This window comes from Paenibacillus sp. MMO-58, assembly GCF_037146255.1.
Classification (GTDB): Bacteria; Bacillota; Bacilli; order Paenibacillales; family Paenibacillaceae; genus Pristimantibacillus.
The window spans coordinates 746,347-765,098 of sequence record NZ_JBBCVY010000002.1; the positions used below are offsets into that span (position 1 = coordinate 746,347).

At 47.9% G+C, this 18,752-nt stretch carries 18 protein-coding genes, 2 tRNA genes, 1 pseudogene and 1 riboswitch; of the genes and pseudogenes, 6 read left to right on the plus strand and 15 right to left on the minus strand.

Going from position 1 to position 18,752, the window contains the following annotated elements:
* The first annotated feature begins 108 nt into the window (after positions 1-108).
* A complete protein-coding gene (locus WFJ73_RS09175) occupies positions 109-633 on the plus strand; it encodes a DUF6886 family protein (RefSeq protein ID WP_336772730.1) in 525 nt (174 codons plus the stop codon).
* 65 nt (positions 634-698) lie between these two features.
* Here the strand turns inward: WFJ73_RS09175 and WFJ73_RS09180 are convergent, their stop codons facing one another.
* Positions 699-2,477: a methyl-accepting chemotaxis protein gene (locus WFJ73_RS09180; protein WP_336772731.1), complete on the minus strand. Its 1,779-nt coding sequence runs from the start codon at positions 2,475-2,477 to the stop codon at positions 699-701.
* A 91-nt stretch (positions 2,478-2,568) separates the two neighbouring features.
* Positions 2,569-2,640, minus strand: a riboswitch (cyclic di-GMP riboswitch).
* Between the two features lie 171 nt (positions 2,641-2,811).
* Here WFJ73_RS09180 and WFJ73_RS09185 point away from each other — a divergent pair.
* The 3 genes from WFJ73_RS09185 (at position 2,812) to WFJ73_RS09195 (ending at position 3,263) form a co-directional block, all read left to right on the plus strand.
* The gene (locus WFJ73_RS09185; protein ID WP_336772732.1) at positions 2,812-3,024 is read left to right on the plus strand and encodes a YrzA family protein; all 213 of its coding nucleotides are present in this window, start codon (positions 2,812-2,814) and stop codon (positions 3,022-3,024) included.
* 78 nt (positions 3,025-3,102) lie between these two features.
* Positions 3,103-3,178: transfer RNA gene (locus WFJ73_RS09190), tRNA-Thr, on the plus strand.
* Positions 3,179-3,186: 8 nt separating this feature from the next.
* Positions 3,187-3,263 (plus strand) — tRNA-Pro (locus WFJ73_RS09195).
* Positions 3,264-3,316: 53 nt separating this feature from the next.
* Here the strand turns inward: WFJ73_RS09195 and WFJ73_RS09200 are convergent.
* The 8 genes and pseudogenes from WFJ73_RS09200 to WFJ73_RS09235 form a co-directional block, all read right to left on the minus strand.
* Positions 3,317-4,669 carry an aspartate aminotransferase family protein gene (locus tag WFJ73_RS09200; protein ID WP_336772733.1) on the minus strand — a complete coding sequence of 451 codons (1,353 nt, stop codon included), beginning with the start codon at positions 4,667-4,669 and terminating at the stop codon, positions 3,317-3,319.
* Positions 4,670-4,847: 178 nt separating this feature from the next.
* Positions 4,848-5,273, minus strand: a complete 426-nt coding sequence (locus tag WFJ73_RS09205; protein WP_336772734.1) for an HIT family protein — start codon at positions 5,271-5,273, stop codon at positions 4,848-4,850.
* A gap of 4 nt (positions 5,274-5,277) precedes the next feature.
* Entirely contained in the window at positions 5,278-5,760 is a 483-nt protein-coding gene (locus tag WFJ73_RS09210; protein ID WP_336772735.1) for an NUDIX hydrolase, read from the minus strand.
* Positions 5,761-5,776: 16 nt separating this feature from the next.
* Positions 5,777-6,517: a class I SAM-dependent methyltransferase gene (locus WFJ73_RS09215; protein ID WP_336772736.1), complete on the minus strand. Its 741-nt coding sequence runs from the start codon at positions 6,515-6,517 to the stop codon at positions 5,777-5,779.
* Positions 6,518-6,644: 127 nt separating this feature from the next.
* On the minus strand, positions 6,645-7,910 hold the full coding sequence (locus WFJ73_RS09220; protein ID WP_336772737.1) for an FAD-binding protein: 1,266 nt from the start codon (positions 7,908-7,910) through the stop codon (positions 6,645-6,647).
* A gap of 122 nt (positions 7,911-8,032) precedes the next feature.
* Complete coding sequence (locus tag WFJ73_RS09225) at positions 8,033-8,398, minus strand: hypothetical protein (protein WP_336772738.1); 366 nt, start codon at positions 8,396-8,398, stop codon at positions 8,033-8,035.
* A 110-nt stretch (positions 8,399-8,508) separates the two neighbouring features.
* Entirely contained in the window at positions 8,509-9,348 is an 840-nt protein-coding gene (locus tag WFJ73_RS09230) for a DegV family protein (RefSeq protein ID WP_336772739.1), read from the minus strand.
* Between the two features lie 200 nt (positions 9,349-9,548).
* Positions 9,549-10,337: pseudogene (locus WFJ73_RS09235) on the minus strand (transposase); the annotation flags it as partial.
* Between the two features lie 223 nt (positions 10,338-10,560).
* Here WFJ73_RS09235 and WFJ73_RS09240 point away from each other — a divergent pair.
* Positions 10,561-10,977, plus strand: coding sequence for a hypothetical protein (locus WFJ73_RS09240; RefSeq protein ID WP_336772740.1), 417 nt, complete (start codon positions 10,561-10,563; stop codon positions 10,975-10,977).
* Between the two features lie 203 nt (positions 10,978-11,180).
* Here WFJ73_RS09240 and WFJ73_RS09245 read toward each other — a convergent pair whose 3' ends face one another.
* Together WFJ73_RS09245 and WFJ73_RS09250 are read right to left on the minus strand one after the other, a co-directional pair.
* Positions 11,181-14,240, minus strand: a complete 3,060-nt coding sequence (locus WFJ73_RS09245) for a galactose-binding domain-containing protein (protein WP_336772741.1) — start codon at positions 14,238-14,240, stop codon at positions 11,181-11,183.
* Positions 14,241-14,453: 213 nt separating this feature from the next.
* Positions 14,454-14,909, minus strand: a complete 456-nt coding sequence (locus WFJ73_RS09250; protein WP_336772742.1) for a hypothetical protein — start codon at positions 14,907-14,909, stop codon at positions 14,454-14,456.
* 168 nt (positions 14,910-15,077) lie between these two features.
* On the opposite strand from WFJ73_RS09250, the gene WFJ73_RS09255 reads away from it, so the two are divergent.
* Complete coding sequence (locus WFJ73_RS09255; RefSeq protein WP_336772743.1) at positions 15,078-15,752, plus strand: hypothetical protein; 675 nt, start codon at positions 15,078-15,080, stop codon at positions 15,750-15,752.
* A 35-nt stretch (positions 15,753-15,787) separates the two neighbouring features.
* Here WFJ73_RS09255 and WFJ73_RS09260 read toward each other — a convergent pair whose 3' ends face one another.
* Genes WFJ73_RS09260 through WFJ73_RS09275 form a run of 4 tightly spaced genes read right to left on the minus strand, consistent with a single transcriptional unit; the run spans position 15,788 to position 18,732 of the window.
* A complete protein-coding gene (locus WFJ73_RS09260; RefSeq protein ID WP_336772744.1) occupies positions 15,788-16,180 on the minus strand; it encodes a DUF350 domain-containing protein in 393 nt (130 codons plus the stop codon).
* Entirely contained in the window at positions 16,177-16,827 is a 651-nt protein-coding gene (locus tag WFJ73_RS09265) for a signal peptide protein (RefSeq protein WP_336772745.1), read from the minus strand. The genes WFJ73_RS09260 and WFJ73_RS09265 overlap by 4 nt, the downstream gene beginning before the upstream one ends.
* Positions 16,802-18,034 (minus strand): glutathionylspermidine synthase family protein, encoded by a 1,233-nt coding sequence (locus WFJ73_RS09270; protein WP_336772746.1) that lies wholly within the window; start codon positions 18,032-18,034, stop codon positions 16,802-16,804. Before WFJ73_RS09270 ends, WFJ73_RS09265 begins: the two co-directional genes overlap by 26 nt.
* A complete protein-coding gene (locus WFJ73_RS09275) occupies positions 18,031-18,732 on the minus strand; it encodes a hypothetical protein (RefSeq protein WP_336772747.1) in 702 nt (233 codons plus the stop codon). The genes WFJ73_RS09270 and WFJ73_RS09275 overlap by 4 nt, the downstream gene beginning before the upstream one ends.
* Between the last annotated feature and the right edge of the window lie 20 nt (positions 18,733-18,752).

The window sequence follows — 18,752 nt, forward strand, 5'->3', positions numbered from 1 at the left end:
AGGTTGAAACGAAAATATCCAATTTTTTACGAAAAATAGTTGTTTGCCTAAGGAGACTGTCCTAGAATAAACAAGCACTGACAACTGCTTTGATAGGAGGTTACGAGGATGAGGCTGTTTCATTTCAGCGAGGAGAGTGTTATCGACGTCTTTGTTCCGCGGGTAAAAGCCAACCGGACCGATATGCCTCCCGTTGTATGGGCGATTGATGAGGAGCATCAATTCACGTTTTTCTTCCCGAGGGATTGTCCCCGGATCGTCTATGCGAGATCGGACGGATTGACCCTTGAAGATGAACAAAGATTTTTCGGCACGACGGCCGCTAACATTGTGATTACCGTTGAGACCGGCTGGCATGAACGGATAAAGCAAACAACCTTGTACCGATATGAGCTGTCTCCGGAATCCTTCGAGCTATTCGATGAATACGCCGGTTACTACATATCCAAGGAAACCTTGGTCCCCATTGCGGTGCAGCCGCTACCCGATCTGCTTGGTCTCTTGGTAGAGCTTGGCATTGAGGTCCGCTTCACCCCGAATCTTCATCCGCTTAGAGAAGCTATTCTTCAGTCCTCCCTCCATGACTATGGAATTCACCGGTTCCAGAATGCGCAAGCTGATACAAGACCTTGAAAAACAGCAAAGGCTGTCCTCCCCGGAGGGAGAACAGCCTTTGTCTTTTGCTTATAAGATTGGAATTAAACTTTAAAGATTGCCGCTTTTTCTTTGAGCTCATACGAGGATTGCTGCAAATTTTGCGCCATCCCTTGCAGATTGTCGGAAATGCTATTCTGCTCGACGGACAGATGCCCCATCTGCTCCATCTTGCCATTCACCTCGGAGGAGGTAAGCAAGAGCTTGTCCACCGCGGTCACGATATGCGTGATGCCGGTTGTAATTTCGTTGATGGCCGTCGAAATCTCGCTGACTTGCTCGGACAACGTATTGCTCTGCTTCTCCAGCCCCTTGAACACGTCGCTTGCCGCTGTGGAGGCCTGCTTGGTGGAGAAGATCACCTCGGCGAAGGCGCCCATGCTCTTGCTGCTTGCCGCTACATCCTCTTGAATCAGGTACATTTCCTTCGAAATATTTTTCGAGATCTGGTCGGTCTGACCCGACAGCTTGCGAATCTCCTCGGCTACAACCGCGAAGCCCCGCCCATGCTCGCCTGCCCGAGCGGACTCAATCGATGCATTCAGCGACAGCAGATTGGTCTGCGTGTTGACGTCCTGGATACTCTCCAGGAACTTCGATACGTTGCTGTAGCGTTCGGTAATGCGGTTAAAAGCTTCCGTTACCTGGTTGAATTGCTCAACCGTCTGGTTAACCATTTGGACAACGCCTTCCATATCTACCGAGCCGGTATGGGAGTCGTCTCTCATCTGCTGCATGTCTTTGTTGATGTAATCGCTCGACGCTGCAATTTCCTGCGAGCTTGCGGAGATCTGCTCCGTTACCGCCGAGATCGAAGTCGCATCGTCATATTGGGAGAGCAAAACGGTTGTTCCAAGATCGATCTGCCCTTTCACCTGCTCGGATGCCGTACGGTTGCGGGCGATCATATCGCCCATCTGGCTCGACATCTGGAGAACGGTCTGGCTTACGCCTAACGTGGCTTTGATGGTTGCTTTCAAATTATCGCCCATGGACGCTAGCGAACGGTCGATATCGCCAAACTCGTCTTTGCGGTCGAGCGCTTGATTGTATGTAAAGTCATTATGCTGATAAGCTTGAATACGTCCCATAATTCCTTGAAGTCCGGATCTGATGCTTCTGATCAGACCAACCGTGAACAGAAACGGAATAACGGCCAGGATCAGTACGTTTATAAGGATAATCATATTCGCCGTATCCACGCTATTCGAGAGAACCTTATCCGTATGAGCCGCATCTACGGTAATCCGGGAATTGACGTTCTGATTGGCGAACTCCAGCTCATTCAGATAAATATTGACGAGCCTAAGCACTAGCGCCGATTTCATCTCGGCTGTCACATTTTCAAACTGGGTAACATTCGAGCTCTTCAAGTCATTGTAGGCAATCTCGTAAATGTTCGCCTGACCAATGTAGGTCTGCTGCTCTTCTGCCGCAGGGAACATCTTGTCCAGCTTCTCGAACGTCTTCTTCAAATGCTCGATTTGACCTGGCATATCGGCTAAACGTTCTTTCGGATCGACAACCTCGGCATTCTGGCTGTTATTGTTGTTCTCGATCGAGTTGATCATCATCAGAAGCGTTTGAAGCAGCGAATTGGAGATCCCTTCGTATTCGCGCTGCGCGCTAGTCAACGTATTCGCATTTTTGACGGCATGGGATACGGACAGATTTTGCGTATAGATGAACGCGCCTGCCGCTACGTTAAATAAAGTGATGATACTGGTCAGCAGAAGCAGCCGCACTCCAATCTTTCTTCTGCCCTCCACAAGCTGTTTTCTCGCACCTAGCCATTGCAATGCCTTCTTAACCCATTCCTTCATCCTCGTCGTCTCTCCTCGCTGTCACTGAAAAAAGAAAATAAGCTATCCGGCCATGGACGGGCGGATAGCTGTTTAAGCACTATGTCCTGCGTCCGGCGGTCTGGCAGCCATCGCTTCTATGCAGCATTAGGCCCATAACTTTGCGTCCTTGCCTTTTTCAGTTTAATTACGCTATTTTCGACACACAAGGACTAGTTTAGGATATATATACCTATTTGTAAACAAAAAATGGCTCATTTCCCAACACTCCGACTTTAGTCTCATCTCTCTTTGAATCGCTCTTCGAAGAAGTTATAATAGAATTAAATAATGACAGAGACAGGGGTAGTCGACGATGGAATTCCGTTTGGACCTGATAGACGATAAAGTAGAATTTTTTGAAGCTAGCGATCTGCGCACGCTGGAGCTGAAGATCGAGCAGCAGATCGAGAACAATAAAGCGCTTCTTCTGCAGGTTCATCACGTTCAGCACCAGTCTGCTTTTAACGCTATTACAGGCAAAATGCTGTACAGCGCCGTTGTTCATTTTAAGGCTAAAAAGCTCTAGAAAACTTTCTCAAAAAAAGTCTTGCATAATCCGTACAAGCTATGGCATAATACGTTTTGTGCCCGACACAAACAATATGCCGGTGTAGCTCAGTTGGTAGAGCAACTGACTTGTAATCAGTAGGTCGTGGGTTCGACTCCTATCGCCGGCACCATTCTTTTCCGGGACGTAGCTCAGCTTGGTAGAGCACCTGGTTTGGGACCAGGGGGTCGCATGTTCAAATCGTGTCGTCCCGACCATAGAGCAAACACGGAAGCTTGATAAGGATCAGGCTTTTTTTGTTTTTCTTCAATTATATATGTTCGAATACATCCTTTAACGTTTGAATGATAAATGCCACATCCTCATCCGTAGACGACAACGGCGGACTGATCGTAAGCACATTATTGTAGCCTGCGACGGTATCGCCGTTTTTGCCTATAATAAGCCCCTTCGCCTTGCATTCCCCTATAATCCGGACAACGCCAGACAGCGGATACGGCTCCTTCGTTTGTTTATCGCTGACCAGCTCAATGCCTGCCAGAAAGCCGAAGCTCCGGATATCTCCAACAATCGGATGCTCTTTCAAGTCAGCCAACCCCTCGATAAGCCGTTCGCCAAGCGCGGCCGACCGTTCCACCAGCTGTTCCCGCTCCAGAATCTCGAGATTCGCCAGCGCAAGGGCACAAGCAGCCGGTGCACCGCCAAACGTATTCAGATGACGGAAATGGCTGTACATGTCTCTACCTTTGAAGGCCTCGTAGATGTCTTTGCGAACCGCCGTTGCGGACAAAGGAAGATAACCGCTGGTTAATCCTTTCGCCATCGTAACGATATCCGGCTTGATGCCGTAATTCATATGGCCAAACTTGCAGCCCGAACGGCCAAAGCCGCAAATCACTTCGTCGATTATGAGCAGAACGCCATACCTTGTGCAGATGTCCCGAACCTTTTCGAGATAAATAGGCTCAGGCACAAGGACTCCCCCGCCGGTAATCGCAGGTTCCATAATGACTGCCGCTATCGTCTCTTGCCCTTCCCATATGATCGTCTCTTCAATCGCCTGAGCGCATTGGATATTAAATTGCTCGACCGTCATCCCTTCCGGACGCCGGTAGCTGTCTGGCGGACGAACATGAAGGAAACCTCCGGCAAGCGGTTCGTACCTATATTTGCGCTGGGCTTGCCCGGTTGCGGCTAAAGCACCCATCGAATTGCCATGGTAAGCCCGATATCGGGAAATAAACTTGTATCGGCTTGGAGCACCGGATTGCTCATGATATTGCCTTGCTATCTTGAAGGCTACTTCATTCGCGTCCGACCCGCTGTTCGAGTAGAAGATGACATAGTCGTCCTCCAGCCAGTCATTCAGCTTTTCCGCAAGGCGGATCGCCGGTTCGTGGCTTTGCGTCATCGGATAGTAGGACATCGTCTTGAGCTGCTCATAAGCCGAGCGCGCCAGCTCCTCCCGACCGTACCCCACATTCACGCACCAAAGACCGGACATCCCGTCCAAATACCGGTTACCCCGGTTATCCGTAATCCATGAGCCTTGTCCTTCCTTAACGACCATCGGAGGTGCCTGCTCATTATAGGGCGTCATGGCATGCCATACATATTGACGGTCCTTGGCAATCAGATCCGAATCATCCTGGTTGATGGACATCGCTGTGCACTCCTCTCCTAAACCTATCCCTACCTTGCCGTAACCATTTACTTGCGCGTATAGAATTCAACTCCGTTACTCATACATCTATGTCTAGTATAGAGGTGAATATTACCGTTTACATTAGACAGAATGTCACGAAGTACAAGGTTTTTTCAACCTGAACGTTACAATAAGCTTAACGATGCGGCGTATCCTTAAGACTCCAAATCATACGATCTTTGGTCTCACGCAGTCGCAATTCCGCACCATGAGAAGTTTTTGGCGCGCTCCAGGAGAAGCCGTCTCCCTTGTATCTTGGGATGAGATGCATATGATAATGAGTCAGATCGTTGAAGATACCGCCATTCTGGCAGATACTAATCCCGTCCGGACGGAAGACTTGCTTCAAGGCGATGGACAGCTTCTGAGAAGCAGCCATAATCGCTTTCGCCGTTTCCGAATCGAGCTCTTCGACATCGAGGTAATGCTGCTTAGGCAAAATTAAGAGATGCCCTTCGTTAAACGGAGCAATGTCCAGCACGCAGGTCAAATACTCATTTTCGTATACGATATTTAGATCCGGTTCCATTCCTCTGGCAATGCGGCAGCCTAGACAATTCATAAAGTTAGATTTCCCTTTCCAGCTTAATAACGAAGTCGGGTTTCGTAACGTAATCCATATAAGTGACCGTACCGTTAAAATCCAAATAAGCCTGGTACCTTGCCCGAATCGCCGGGGAATGGATCAGGTCAAGCACCTTCTCCTTCCGAACCCAGCAAACCTCCGACGTTTCTTCGGAAGTTTGCAAGGAACCGCCTACCGGTCGGCAGACAAAATCCAGCATCAACTTGGTTGGCACGTCGGTTACCCCGTCATGCCATTTGTACATGCAAGTATTGGAGTATACGCCGATCAATTGCATGACAACGCATGTAATCCCGCTCTCTTCCTCAATTTCACGAATAAGCGCATCATTCAAATTTTCTCCGACTTCCACCTGCCCGCCCGGAAACACCCATCCGTCATGCTGGGTTTTCACAAGCAGGACATCGCCTCGATCATTCTCCACAATACCGCCAACAGCCAAAATATGAGTAGGCATCGCCATAAGTTTTTTCCTCCCCTCAGCTTGTGCGACGAACGATATAAGTCAGCCAATTCCCCCGGTATTCGATAGACTTCCCGTATTTGATTTCTTGAACGGCCTGGGGAATCACTCGCTCAAGCACAATCTCCCAACCGCTATAACATTCTCTCAAGAGATGAAAAGCTTCGTCTGTCGACAGGTTTAATTCTATTAATCCTTCCGACACTACGCCTGTACTATAATCCAGCTCCTCAGTCTGAGTGCTCATTAAGATTGCATGAATGCCGCGGGATCTTGTCCCTTCTATCATTCGGGCAACAACCTTTCGAAAAGCATCAACGGAGGACACATGCTCAAGGGAAGAGCATGCAATGATATAGTCAAAGGATTGTTCCGGAATTTGGTAATGCTCAATGTCTGCAACCACGGCTTCAAGATTATTTTTAACATCGTATTTTTCCGCATTATCCCGTAAAATCGCGACAGCAGAAGGAAGGAGATCGACAGCCGTCACCTTTCCGTTATTCGCTTTAATCGCTTGAGCAATAGGAATGGCATTTCGTCCAACACCGCTTCCAAGGTCTAAAACATTCAACTGATTCGGATCCAGCAATACGAAAGTATCCATAATGGCTTTTACAGGTTTAGCTATCCAGGTTCCGGGAGCAAACAACTCATGCTCGGCATAAAACTTCTCATGGTACTTCATTTCTTCGGTCCTTGCCTCGTGAAATCTTGATTCCAAAGTATCTTCGCCTCTCTCTCTTACTCTCTTCATTTTCCCTATATTTCCCATGAAAAGCAACTCATATCTCACTTACGTCACACTCATTTCACCTTTCTATTATGCTGCACTGGCGGAATCAAAAAAGGGATAGCCGCGGCTATCCCTTACCCAAAACAAATTATTTCGTCATAACGTATTCATTTATGAAATCGTTACGGAATTTCCCGTCCGGATCGCATTCCAGCATTAATTCGCGGAATTCCGGCAGCTTCTCGAACAGCGATTGGACTCGCTCAGCCGGCATTGTAAATACCTTGCCCCAATGCGGTCTTGCGTTAAACTTCTCCAGCTTGGCTTCGATAAGGGGCAGCACCTGCTTTACCGCTTCCCAATCCGGTTTCCAGGTAAAATGGAAGCCAACGGTGTCCTGCTTGTAGCTTGGACTTAACCATAGCTGATCGGCGGCAATGGTACGAATTTCGGAAATAAACAACAGCGGGGAGATCTGCTCGCCAAGCTCGCTGATTGCGCAAATCGCTTCATAGGCATGCTCCCGCGCCACAAAATATTCCGTTTGCAGCTCTTCGCCGGCACTTGGCGTGAAATCCATGCGGAAATGCGGCAGACGTTCATGCCATGGCCCCGGTACGCCGAACTGCTCGCTGCAGTTTTCGGCCGTTTGCTCCGGTACGGGATGGCGCTTCGCTTCCGCGAGGCTGGCCCCGTAAAATTCCGCTTGCACATCCCCTGCCGAGCCCTCTTGAACCAATCTCTTTTGCCAGACTTGATTAATAGCAGAGCCCTTCCAATCCGTAAATAGACTGACGCTGTAAGCGCTGGAGTAAATGGCATCGAAATTACTCGCGAGTTGTGCCAGCGGAAGAAGATCATAAATATATTGACTAACTTCAAAAGATGGCTGAATGTCCAGCGTAATAGCTGTTACAACGCCTAAAGCTCCTAAACCAACTACGGCTCCATTAAACTTTCCATCCCCATTATCCCGGCTAAATACGGCGATTGTTCCATCCGCCTGTACGATTTCAAGAGCATAAACAGCCGTTGCCAGATTGCCGTTCCGGTCACCGGAGCCATGAGTTGCCGTTGCGATAGCTCCCGCTATCGTAATATGCGGCAGCGATGCCAGATTATGAAGCGCGTAACCTTCCTGATGCAAATATTCGCCCAGATCCCCGTAACGAATGCCGCCTTCTACTTTTACGCGGTTGTTTACCTTATCCAATTCAAGTACACGATTCATCTTCTGAAGCGACACCAGGCTTGTATGCGAATCCGCGATCCCGTTAAAGGAATGTCTCGAGCCTAGTACTCTCAGCTTGCTGTTTCGCACAACAATCTCCTGCACTTGTTCCACATTCTCCGGATAGAGATATTCCAGGGCATTATACGTATAATTACCCGCCCAATTCTTCTCTTTTTCCACAACCTGCACTCTCCAGTCATTCAAGATGATAAAGCCTACCTTATAGTCATTAACCGCCCATTCTTCTTTTCCTGCCCCTGAAAAAAATAAAATAACCGGCCCTATCAAGGCCGGTTATATCTTTACAATATGAACTCCTTCATTTCGCCGCGCTCAAACACCGCTTCGAATTCGTCATCGTCCATCTGATTTATTTCATCGATACGCGCAATTAGCAGCCTTCCCGCTTCAAGGAGCTCCGGCCGATACTCAAAAATCCGCTCTATCTCTTCGGTTAGCCTTACCGCTGTCCACTCTGTAGTAGCTTCCGTCTCTGTCACTTGATCAATCGTCCATTCACGGCTCTGAAAGCTGAAGCTAAGCCTTGCGCTTATCCTCTCTTCCAAGCCTTCGAGCTGAAGAACCAAAGTATTGTCCAGCATCTGCAGGCCCTGTGGCAATGCATGATATTCAAAACCTTTCTCTATTAACGAAGAAATACGGATCAATCCTATCGACTCCCCCCATAAAACTCGTCAATATGATATCAAATATTCGCGAAAAATCAACAAAATTCGTCAAAAAAAGCCGTCTCTAATGATTAGAGACAGCCTCTTGTTTACTCCGCGCAATACATAAAACCTATAGCCCCGGGGCCGGTATGAGTCGTAATAACCGGAGTTGCCGGACGGATACGGACTGGCGTTGCCGTGATCCGGTTAATCTCTTCCCGTAGCCGCTCGGCTAAGGAAAGATTATCGGCATGCGAGATTCCGATCTCGGTTATTTTTTTGCCTTCGGTATCGCTTTTGAATCGTTCCATTAAGCTCTTAATAATCTGGGATGAGGTCCGGACCTTGGTAATCGGCGTATATACGCCTTCCTGCAGCATCGCAATCGGCTTAATGCTGAGCACCGAGCTGATCCAGCCCTTTGCTTTGCCGATACGGCCGCCTTTTACGAGATTTTCCAAAGTATCCACGACAACTAATAATGAAGTGTTTTCTAACATGCTTTTTAATCTCGTCTTGATTTGCTGGACCGTGTTACCTTCTCTAGCAAGCTTAGCCGCTGCAATGACTTGGAACCCAAGCGCTTGGGAGATCATTTGAGAGTCAATAACGATAACATTGCTTGCGGACATCTCGGCAGCGGCGCTAGCCGACGCAAATGTACCGCTTAGACCGCTTGTCATATGAATGGAAATAATGGTGTCGCCATTCTTGCCGAGTCGGTCGTACGTATCGAGAAATACGCCAACGGCGGGCTGCGAGGTTTTCGGGAGCTCAGAGGCCATTTTCATTTTTTGAATAAAATCAAGCGGAAAAATCGTTACGTTATCTTCGTACGTCTCCCCGTCAACATACACCGACAGAGGAATGACCTCCACTTCATGCTGGTCGAGCAGTTCCTTAGGTAAATCCGTTGTGGAATCGGTAACAATCCTGATGCCGGGCATAAAAAGCCTCCTAAAATGAATTATCACCAGAATGACCGTTATTCGGTCATCGTGATGATTCATACTTCGTAAGCATACGCTTAATGAATAATCATCATAATGACCGTTGCTCGGTCATCATGATAATTCATGCTTCGTAAGCATGCTTATTAAAAAATAAACTTGTGAACAATACGTAAAGCTATGAAAATGGTTTCATTTATGATTCTTTCCTCCGACATAGCGATATGTGTCTTGTAGCCAAAAAACGAGGAGTCCGCGCTCTTGTGACCAACTCGCGCATCTTGATCTTGCGAAATCCGCAATTGTTCCACATCATCCTCCACAGTTTCTTTCAGGAGGTTCAGCGGTTCTGTGATTTTAGGTAACAAGGGAATGCCCAGCTTCCTCTCCGTCGTTTCGGTAAGCTTCTGGCAGTAGTCGATCTCAGCTTCGAGCGTATCTACAGTGTTTTTGGCAGGTAACTTCGCTTTTAAAGACTCGTCAATTGTATAGAAGGCTTTTCGTAATTTGCGGGAACGGTCTTGTAAAATCTCCCGTGGAGATTTCTGATTGTATCGAGCTTTCGTATGCGTCGCATCGACGATAATGGAGGTACTGAGCATGGTACCTTGGGCAATTGCCAGTTCCACTGTCTTCCCGATGAGCAGATCAAGCAGGTTGAGGTCTTTCAAGCGCAGCTTCCGAAACTTAGTGAGCGAACTCGAGTCAATAACGCCTTCTTCGGGGGCCATCTGAAGAAAGTACTTTATGGACATGTCGTACCGAGAGCGCTCGACCAAATCTGCGTCTGACAATTCGAATATCGCTTTCAGTAACAAATATTTAAACATCCGCAATGGGTCAATGGCGTTGCGGCCATTGTCCAAGCAGTAGTTTGCCTTCAGTTCGTCGTAGATGAAGGAGAAGTTGACCAGTTCATTGATTTGCCGCAGCATGTTGTCCTTCGGTACCACAATTTCGTACAGCGCCGCGTAAGGACTAATCATTATCTCCTGTGTCGTTGAATCATCCCGTCACCTGCTCTCTCGTATTAACTCTATTATAAAGCAAGGCTATGTTAAAGCTTAGTGTTGATTTCCTTGATTGGTTTAGCTACATGGTAGCTCAATGAAAAGACTTACTGACTTAGAAAGAACTTTAATAATGAACCTGCATAAAATGAGATGAGATTGGTCATTTGACTACTTCATCAAAATGTGGAGGTTATAAATGTTTATGTTTTTCCATACCGATCGACAGATGGTGCCGACGATGCCGCCTCATCCTATTCTTTTGGAAGCAAGACAGGTTGCTTCAAATCAAATTTTATTGACGTATGATAAGCGGGCTGATATAGCGTCAGCGACAAACGTTTCGAATTATTGGATTCGAAGTAATATGGCTGTCGGCATCGCGAGCGTAGGAATGAAAGATGCGCTAACAGCAGAGAACGCCATACGCCCCGATATGGCAATGATAACGCCTGCTGATAATTCCATGATGAGATTCGCCTTGACATTTCGGGTAAACGCCATGTCTGGCGTAATGTACACTGTGCTCCCTTGTTTTGTGAACTTGGAGGGTATGACTGGATATAGAGGAGAAAACTGGGCCCCCTTTAGCAAAAATATGTTTATTGGCATGTAATTCAAATGCTGCACTTTAAGAATCTATTCAGTTAATCATCGCCCAATAAAGAGGCGGTTTTTTTGTTCGAAAATCAACAATCAGTCATAACAGAGCCTAAAGCAAAAAAGAGCAAGCTCCTCAAAAAGGTGAGGTACTTGCTCTTTATTGACTTTTTCAGCGGCCTCCTAAGCCAGCCGGGTTGTTCTTTTCCTGCCTATGAATCACCAGTTATTGCCTGAACCCGTTACGGTAAAGCTGCTTGACGTATTGGAAAACTTGCCGGATGGCGCGCCGTTCACCGTATTATTGTTAAAGACGGAGCTGCCGGTTGCGGTTCCCCGGATATACACCCCGTAAGTGCCTGAATTGGTAATCGTGTTCGAAGCATACGTGACTGAAATGCTTGGAGCCGGTTCTTCTATAAAAATACCGCTGTAGATACTATCCTGAATGGTATTGCCGGATACGGTAACCGTCAGGTTTTGGGCTTTGCCCGTATTATTCAGCCAATACGCCCAGATCGCACCGATTTGATAGCCGTAATCTTTATGATAGGAACCAGTTCGAAGCAATACGTTATCTTGCACGGTCAGGGTTCCCGTCATTGAAGGAGGATTAAAGTTGGTTCCAAACGAAATACCCGAACCGTTAACCACCGTATCGGTCAGCAGATTGCCGATCACCTTATTGTCCTTGCCTCCGTAAATGGCAATGTTGTTCGCGAGAGTAGGAATCTGAACCGTATTGTAGCTGAACGTATTGTTCGTATCCAAATAAGTATCCGACCACATCGCCAGACCGTCGTCACCGCTGTTGCGGACCGAGTTGTTCGTCACCGTCGTATTGGATGTCCCGTAATGAAGATTCAGTCCGTCCGCCCATACGTCACGGATTCTGGAATTCGAGATTGTTGCGTTATTCGTCTGGTTGGTCAGCCAGAAGCCTACCTTCGTATGCTCGATCCACAAGTTCGTCAATGTGGAATTCGTTCCGTTGCCCTCTACGCCGGATACGCCGTTGTAATCATCGCGGATGATATCGCTCGCGCTGATTTTGAAGTCGGAGATCGTAACGTTGCCCCCGCGAAGGTACAGCCCCGCATAGTTGCCGGACAGAGTCGAGTACCAGATGCCCGCGCCTTTCATCGAGACGCCGCTGTCGAGATACAGCCTGGTGCCGCTGCCGTCATAACCCGCACCTTTATTCCCGTTATTCAGGGTAAAAGTACCCGCCGGAATCCATACGCCTCTATAGGTGCCTCCGGAATTTTTCACCGCATTGATGGCATTGTTGATGGCTGTTGTATCATCAGAGCCATCATTGGCTACGGCGCCGTAACTGGTGATGGATACATAATTGGAAGGCATCGTTAGCGCAGCCGGAATCGCTTCCGTTTCGATCAGGTCGATTGTCACATTGGCCGTGGAGCTGAAGTTCAGGTTCGTCGAATTCCTCTGCAGCTTGATAACCGTACCTGCCGGGTACTCCTGATCCAGCACAACTGAAGCCTCGTCATACAGATGATGCGGAGTTGTTGGCGTGGCGTTTGGATTATTTGACCAGCGGATCTCCCCGCCTTCCGTTCCCCAAGCCCCGTAGTTCCAGCTGTATTTGGATGTTAGATTGATATCTTTGAACAACGTGCCTCCAATGTACATGCTGATGGCCGAGTCAATGCCGGTTCCTGCCGCATTATCGGGAATGGAGTAACGGACCGTTACGCCTTTTGCCGCCTTTGCTAATGTGAACTGCACGTATTGGCCAGCTGCCGTAAGCTGTACGGCTTTCCGGCCGGAAGCTTCCGAAGCAAGGCTGCCAAAAGTCGTATTAGGCCCAATAACCGTTCCCGTATACGTCACCGACTCAGCTTCATGCGTGTCATAAGGCATTGTCGCCCCATAAGTTCCGGACGGCGGAGGAGTTACCGGAGGCGTCTCTACAATCGCTACATCGATTTTGTCGATATTCACATTGCCGGTGTCGGTTGTATCGTACTTGTACATGATGGTGTTGCTGCCGGCATTTAAGGTTACCGTATCGGCCTTTGTGCTCCAAGTATCCCAGTTTGCGGTTGCCGGAAGGGATGCTTGCATCGCTTTTGTTCCGTTCGCATAGAGACTAAGCGTTTGCGCTGCCGTCGAACCGTTTGCATATTTTAACGTAACCGTATAGCTGCCTGCCGCTGCCACGTTTACATTAAAAGTTGCCGAAGCATTGCCTTTATTGGTATCAATAAATCCTCCAACAAAGCCGGTTCCGCTGTAACCCGCGTGATCCGTTGCAACGGAAGCGCCGCCGGACAATACGGCTGCCTCTGCTTCATAGGTTCCCGCCGGAGAAGTTGGCGGTGTTACGGTCCCTCCGCTTCCATATACCTCAAGCTCTGAGACCTGCCCGCCTGTAGAACCGGAGTTCGCGGTAAAGTTTATCCGGATATATCTGGCTGACGTTGCTGTAAAAGAAAGCGTAACCATATTGCCGGAAGACGGGTTAAACGTATACGTATTGGAAGCTGCCACGGTAGTAAAGGTATTATTATCGGTGCTTGCCGCGATGGATAAAGTCTGCGTTCTCGTTCCCCAAGAAGCCGGAAGCTTGAGGACAACGGAGTTTACGCTTTGCGCGCTTCCGAGGTCCACTGTAAGGGTGTTTGGATACGAGTTAGCTGCACCTTCGTAATAAGTGGAGGTATTTCCGTCCACGGCATTGGTCGCCGCGAACCCGGAGTAATTATTGTTCGATGCAATCGACTTGCTCAGTGCCAAGTTCGTTCCGGATCCACTGGAGGTATCGCTGACGACGATATTGTCCAAATTCACATTGCCGGAATCCGCGGTATCGAATTTATACGTGATTGTGTTGCTGCCCGAATTCAAGGATACGGTCTCGGTTTGAGTAGACCAGCTGTTCCAGTCTGCCGTTGCCGAAAGCGCGATTTGCTTCAACTTCGCGCCGTTAACGTATAAGCTTAATGTTTTCGCCGAACCTGTTCCGTTTGAATATCTTAACGCTGCGGTGTAGCTGCCTGCGGCACTTGCACTAACTGCAAAAGCGGTGGCTGCATTGCCTTTATTCGCATCCGTATATCCTCCAACAAAGCCGGAACCGGTATAACCTGTATGGTCGGTCGCAATAACCACACCGCCGGAGCGGGCTGCCGATTCCGCTTCGTAGGTTGCTGATGCTGCGGATACAACCGCGGAGTAAGGCAACTGAAGAACCAATAAAGCCAGAGTGAGTACATAAATCAACAGCCTGCTGCTTCTTGTCTTTCTGGGCATGAGAATACCTCCAATAGTATAGGGTCTGAACCGTTAACGAACGCTTCCTCCTCCCCTGTAGGCTGACTCCATAAGCCATTGTAGAAATCTCCTCCCGTCCCGGACTACCACGCCAGTGACTTCTAAGGTAAAAATTGTGACCTCGAGAAAAGAAAATACCATCTATACGCCAATTCTGCGTGTAGATGGTATTTTTTGGTTTTTATATAGGAGTTAGTTTGGTTCCTCTTTCTTAAAAGGGTCCGTTTCGTTCCCCTTCCCGTCTAAATAAACGGAAGCTTCACCGTCACTGTAGCTCCAATAAAGATTATGATTAATTTCAAAAAGATGAAGATTTAACTTATTTGGTGCTTGATCAATCTTGTATCCCTTACGCTGCAGCGAATCGATAATCTCTTCATATTTTAACGGCAGCTTCTCCTGCCTAACTTCCCCTGACTTATCAAAAAGCACCGCATATTGCTGCCCGCTATGATCTTCTGCTACCGTAATAAACGGACTCGAGAAATAGGGAAGTGCGGCAACCTCGGTTAAATCCAGCGCCTTCAGCTTCTCTGCATACCCTTCAGGAATGTACAATTCGTCTCTGGCTACATCGCCTTTGTTAGAGGAACAGCCTGCTATAATAATAGTGAATACCAAGACTAACATCGGCCATATCCTTATCATCCTAACTCCCGCCTTTCCCTGCATTGGATCATGAATCTATAACGAACGTAACATCCAAATAGTTACAGAATTATTTTCCATTAGTCATACCGATTATCTCATGTTATTCTCCATTTGCGCTTTCAGCCAAATTAGACATACAAACTTGAATAGAAAGGAAACGATCCTTTGCCTAAACACATAAGCACCGGCATAATTATTCTAATTGTGCTTGTCTTCATTAGCTTTTTCACATTCAACTATTTAAATCACAAATGGGAATCGAAGTATAACCATTTAAAATCCCTCTATCAACAGAAGAATGATTCTGGATACATATACATCGTAACTCATGCTTCATCTGCCATCCCGCTTGCGGAAACGTTAGAGAAAATTAGCACCTCAAAGGAAGACGAGGATCCGGCTAAAATCCAACAATTAATTACACAGGCACAAGCTCAGGCTGAAACGATTAACGAGCAGCTGCTGACGATCATTGAATTTAGCGACGGTTTTTCCAAAAATTCCGTACCCGAGGTTTCCATTAACCAGACGGTTATGACTACCGAACTACAAAAAGACATGTTTATCTTAGCCTTTCAGGCCAATGTTTGGCGACCGTTATACAACATCAGCTATAATTACTGGAAGGTAAAACCACAGCTTAATGAAGACACGCGTAAGACCTTAATGGCATTAGCCACGGAACTTCGTGCATTGGACAAGACCATTACCTCGTATAAGGAAGTTGCTGCCGATATGGCATTTCGAGGGCATACACCTTATTCGAAAACCCCATTATTAGATCAATTAAAGCCCCATCTCGAGAAAATAAAATCGATTCAAAATAATATATATAACTAAAAACAGGTAAGGGACCTTCTCCCTTACCTGTTTTTCTAAATAATCAAGCTGCTGACAGCAAAGCTTGTTCCTATAAATACGAAGCACAGAAGCGCTCCAATGGCGATATTCCCCTTTTGCAGATGCTCGGAGATTTTGATACCCGGCGTTACTAGCTCGAAGATCCAATAAGAAGCGACAAGAATGAAGTAGCCCACCAGGAACCACAGCATCATATTCCATATGGACGTATTCGAATAAGCCGCAACGCCAACGATCAGTGCCGTGGACAAAAACTTCCCGCCAAACGCGAGCCCAACGGCCATATTTCCTTTCTTTAATTCCTCCAGATCGTTAAACGGCGTCATCAAGCTAAAAAACAGCATACCAGCCAGTTGCAAAATAATAATGACGACAACGCTGACAACAAGATTGATTACAACGGTCACTGCGCCCACCCCCGGAATTTCGAATAAACCTGATCATAGTCATCGTACAAATGAACCTGCTCGATCGTTACTTTAACCTTGGATTTCGACTTGAGCTGCGCATACTTCTCATCACTGATCGGCTGTTTCACAACGTTGCCGGACGGCAGCGTGAGAACGGCAAACTCGCGTGTTTTACCGGCATTCTCCGTCTTGTATACGCCAATCAAATCAACTTCCGTTTGAATCGATTCCTTTAAGTTGCCCAAGTCTGCCAGGGCGCTTTTCTCATCCTTAAAAGATTTCAACGTGTCCCAGGACGACAGCTTGATCTGGCTGCGTCTATCATCGTCGGTTGTTAACATCGCATCCATGTATTGGAGAATCCATACCTTATCTCCCATTGCATAGTTACCGTCATTAGGAAGGAGCGTATTGTCCGGAATGATCGTCATGTCGCTTCCGACAAGATCGCCAACCTCCTCTTCAACGACCCGGTAATCCCACGGCACATTCCTAACCGGATTAACGGGAGTTGCGGAAGCAACGGCCGTATCTTGTGTAGACGTATAATTACTGGTGCTATACACGTAATCCGGATTGTTCGTGCATGAGCTAAGAATGAAACAAAACAGCAATGTACTAGCGGTTATCGTTAATTTCTTCATCGGGTTCCAACACTCCAATCGGGATAAAATGGCTTGAATTGCCGGTAATAGGTCCCCCGGCGCGCCCAAGAAGTCCAGCCGTCTCTCCGTTGATCATAAACATGCCAACCAAGAGGTGCAGCTCTCCGGCCGCGGTGCGAATACGGGACAGCTGGGTTCTTTTTTGATACACGACAGGAAATAACTCGCTTGTATCAAACGCATCTCGATCCTCCATCTCCAGTTCGCCCGACTGATCGAACATCTTCACCGAACCGCCTTCGCGTCCAAACATCGATTTGGATACAAAATCCCCGTCGAATACAGGCTTGTTGTAAGTCGGCAGCATATACCGCTCGATCGTTTCGCGTTCATGTTTGTCAAATAGAACATCCAGCTCATATAATCCCCATGCCGCGGCTTGCAGACCTTTCGATTGAAGCAGGATGCTATGAACGGAATTGAACAAGTGCAAATAACCTTTCTCTACCGCATAAGCCAATGCCTCTCCCCCGTCGTCATGCGCCATCCATTCCTTCGGATAGAGAGCGAACATTCTATGGATTGCTCTTCCTTGACCGTTTTTTAAAATGCCGTCATCCACCCACAGGTTTAAGCAATCCTCCAGTTGGACGTCTAGACCGCTATGCTTGGCTAACGCTTCTATCGTCCCGGAATCCTCCAGATGCGAGCCGTATGCGACGCAAGCAACCGTATCCGGCTTCTCGATTGCCCAAGCGGATGCGACTAACTGCTTCATTTTACCGTTAACGCTACGGATCCCGGCCAGCTCGCACAACCACGGCGTTGCGATAGACGCTTCCACATAACCGGTAGGCGTATCCGCGTTTAACTCCAGCATCTTGATGCTGCCTTCAGGCGAAACGGCATAATCGAATCTAGCGTATCTGCTCATTACACCCTTCTCCGGTATGGGCAACAGATCGATTAAATCCCATAATATAGCCGGGATGCCGATCAGCTGGTATAAGTCATGTTTGCCGTGTATGTAGCGCGTCGTTTTATCCAGAATCAGCCATAGCTCTCTTGAGGCTTGTTCAAGCTCTTCGTAAATCGAACGGTCCATTCCAACCGCCTGATCAATCCAGTAGGTCTCCGACTCCAGATCCGCCCAGGTAAACCCCATTTCCTTCAGTATCTCGACTTTGCGGGCCCGGTCTGCATCCGGCTCTCCAATTACCGTGAATACCTCCGTTGTAATCGTCATCCACCAAAACCTCCCGAAGAAATAGAGCTGGAGTGAGAGCTGGAGGAGCTTGAAGAAGAGCTGAATCCGCTGGATTTGCCGCCGATGCCGCCAGGCGAAGACGAGGTCGAACGGCGGGTAACCGAGCCGGCGGAATTGGAAGTCTTAGGCGGCGATACCGTTGAACCTGCAACCGGCTTGTTCTGGAATTTCCCGTTGGAATAGCTTTTAGGCTCATAAGGACGAGTGCTGCCATAATAATACGAACGATGGGAGGAAGCCCAGGTTTGCGAAGAATACGAACTGCCGTTGTTGAACAGCAGATGATACAGCATCAGGTCATCCCAGCCAAAGCCCGACGATTGATGGACAATCGTTGTACTTCCGCCGGAACCGCCGCCGGCCGTCACTTGAGGACTCTCTTGCGCCGCCTCTTTGTCCAGCTCTTTATCCGATGGCAGCGGCAGATTCCAGTCAACGGCAGGGTCATAGTAACGTTTGACGGCTTCGCTTGACCATTCAACCAGCTTGGGACCGGGTGTTGTGCTGGATACCGCAGAGGTTGGCGTTGGAGATTCGGCCGGGCTTGTTGTTCCCGCGTGGGCCGGTACAGCTGCCAGATTAGCCAGCAAAGCGATACCTAGCGAAGTGGACAGAACCTTGAGAGGAATCCCTTCTTTGAAGGATTTTAACGAATCCGTTTTTTTATGTTCTTGCATATCAAATCCCCTCTTTCCGT

What these genes read in the sequence shown, in the direction of transcription:
- WFJ73_RS09210 (WP_336772735.1), bottom strand. Translation starts at nt 5,760, where the DNA reads ATGGCGATGCCTACTCATATTTTGGCTGTTGGCGGTATTGTGGAGAAT.
- WFJ73_RS09185 (WP_336772732.1), top strand. Translation starts at nt 2,812, where the DNA reads ATGGAATTCCGTTTGGACCTGATAGACGATAAAGTAGAATTTTTTGAA.
- WFJ73_RS09215 (WP_336772736.1), bottom strand. Translation starts at nt 6,517, where the DNA reads ATGAAGAGAGTAAGAGAGAGAGGCGAAGATACTTTGGAATCAAGATTT.
- WFJ73_RS09250 (WP_336772742.1), bottom strand. Translation starts at nt 14,909, where the DNA reads ATGATAAGGATATGGCCGATGTTAGTCTTGGTATTCACTATTATTATA.
- WFJ73_RS09265 (WP_336772745.1), bottom strand. Translation starts at nt 16,827, where the DNA reads ATGAAGAAATTAACGATAACCGCTAGTACATTGCTGTTTTGTTTCATT.
- WFJ73_RS09270 (WP_336772746.1), bottom strand. Translation starts at nt 18,034, where the DNA reads ATGACGATTACAACGGAGGTATTCACGGTAATTGGAGAGCCGGATGCA.
- WFJ73_RS09175 (WP_336772730.1), top strand. Translation starts at nt 109, where the DNA reads ATGAGGCTGTTTCATTTCAGCGAGGAGAGTGTTATCGACGTCTTTGTT.
- WFJ73_RS09180 (WP_336772731.1), bottom strand. Translation starts at nt 2,477, where the DNA reads ATGAAGGAATGGGTTAAGAAGGCATTGCAATGGCTAGGTGCGAGAAAA.
- WFJ73_RS09275 (WP_336772747.1), bottom strand. Translation starts at nt 18,732, where the DNA reads ATGCAAGAACATAAAAAAACGGATTCGTTAAAATCCTTCAAAGAAGGG.
- WFJ73_RS09230 (WP_336772739.1), bottom strand. Translation starts at nt 9,348, where the DNA reads ATGCCCGGCATCAGGATTGTTACCGATTCCACAACGGATTTACCTAAG.
- WFJ73_RS09240 (WP_336772740.1), top strand. Translation starts at nt 10,561, where the DNA reads ATGTTTATGTTTTTCCATACCGATCGACAGATGGTGCCGACGATGCCG.
- WFJ73_RS09205 (WP_336772734.1), bottom strand. Translation starts at nt 5,273, where the DNA reads ATGAATTGTCTAGGCTGCCGCATTGCCAGAGGAATGGAACCGGATCTA.
- WFJ73_RS09245 (WP_336772741.1), bottom strand. Translation starts at nt 14,240, where the DNA reads ATGCCCAGAAAGACAAGAAGCAGCAGGCTGTTGATTTATGTACTCACT.
- WFJ73_RS09200 (WP_336772733.1), bottom strand. Translation starts at nt 4,669, where the DNA reads ATGTCCATCAACCAGGATGATTCGGATCTGATTGCCAAGGACCGTCAA.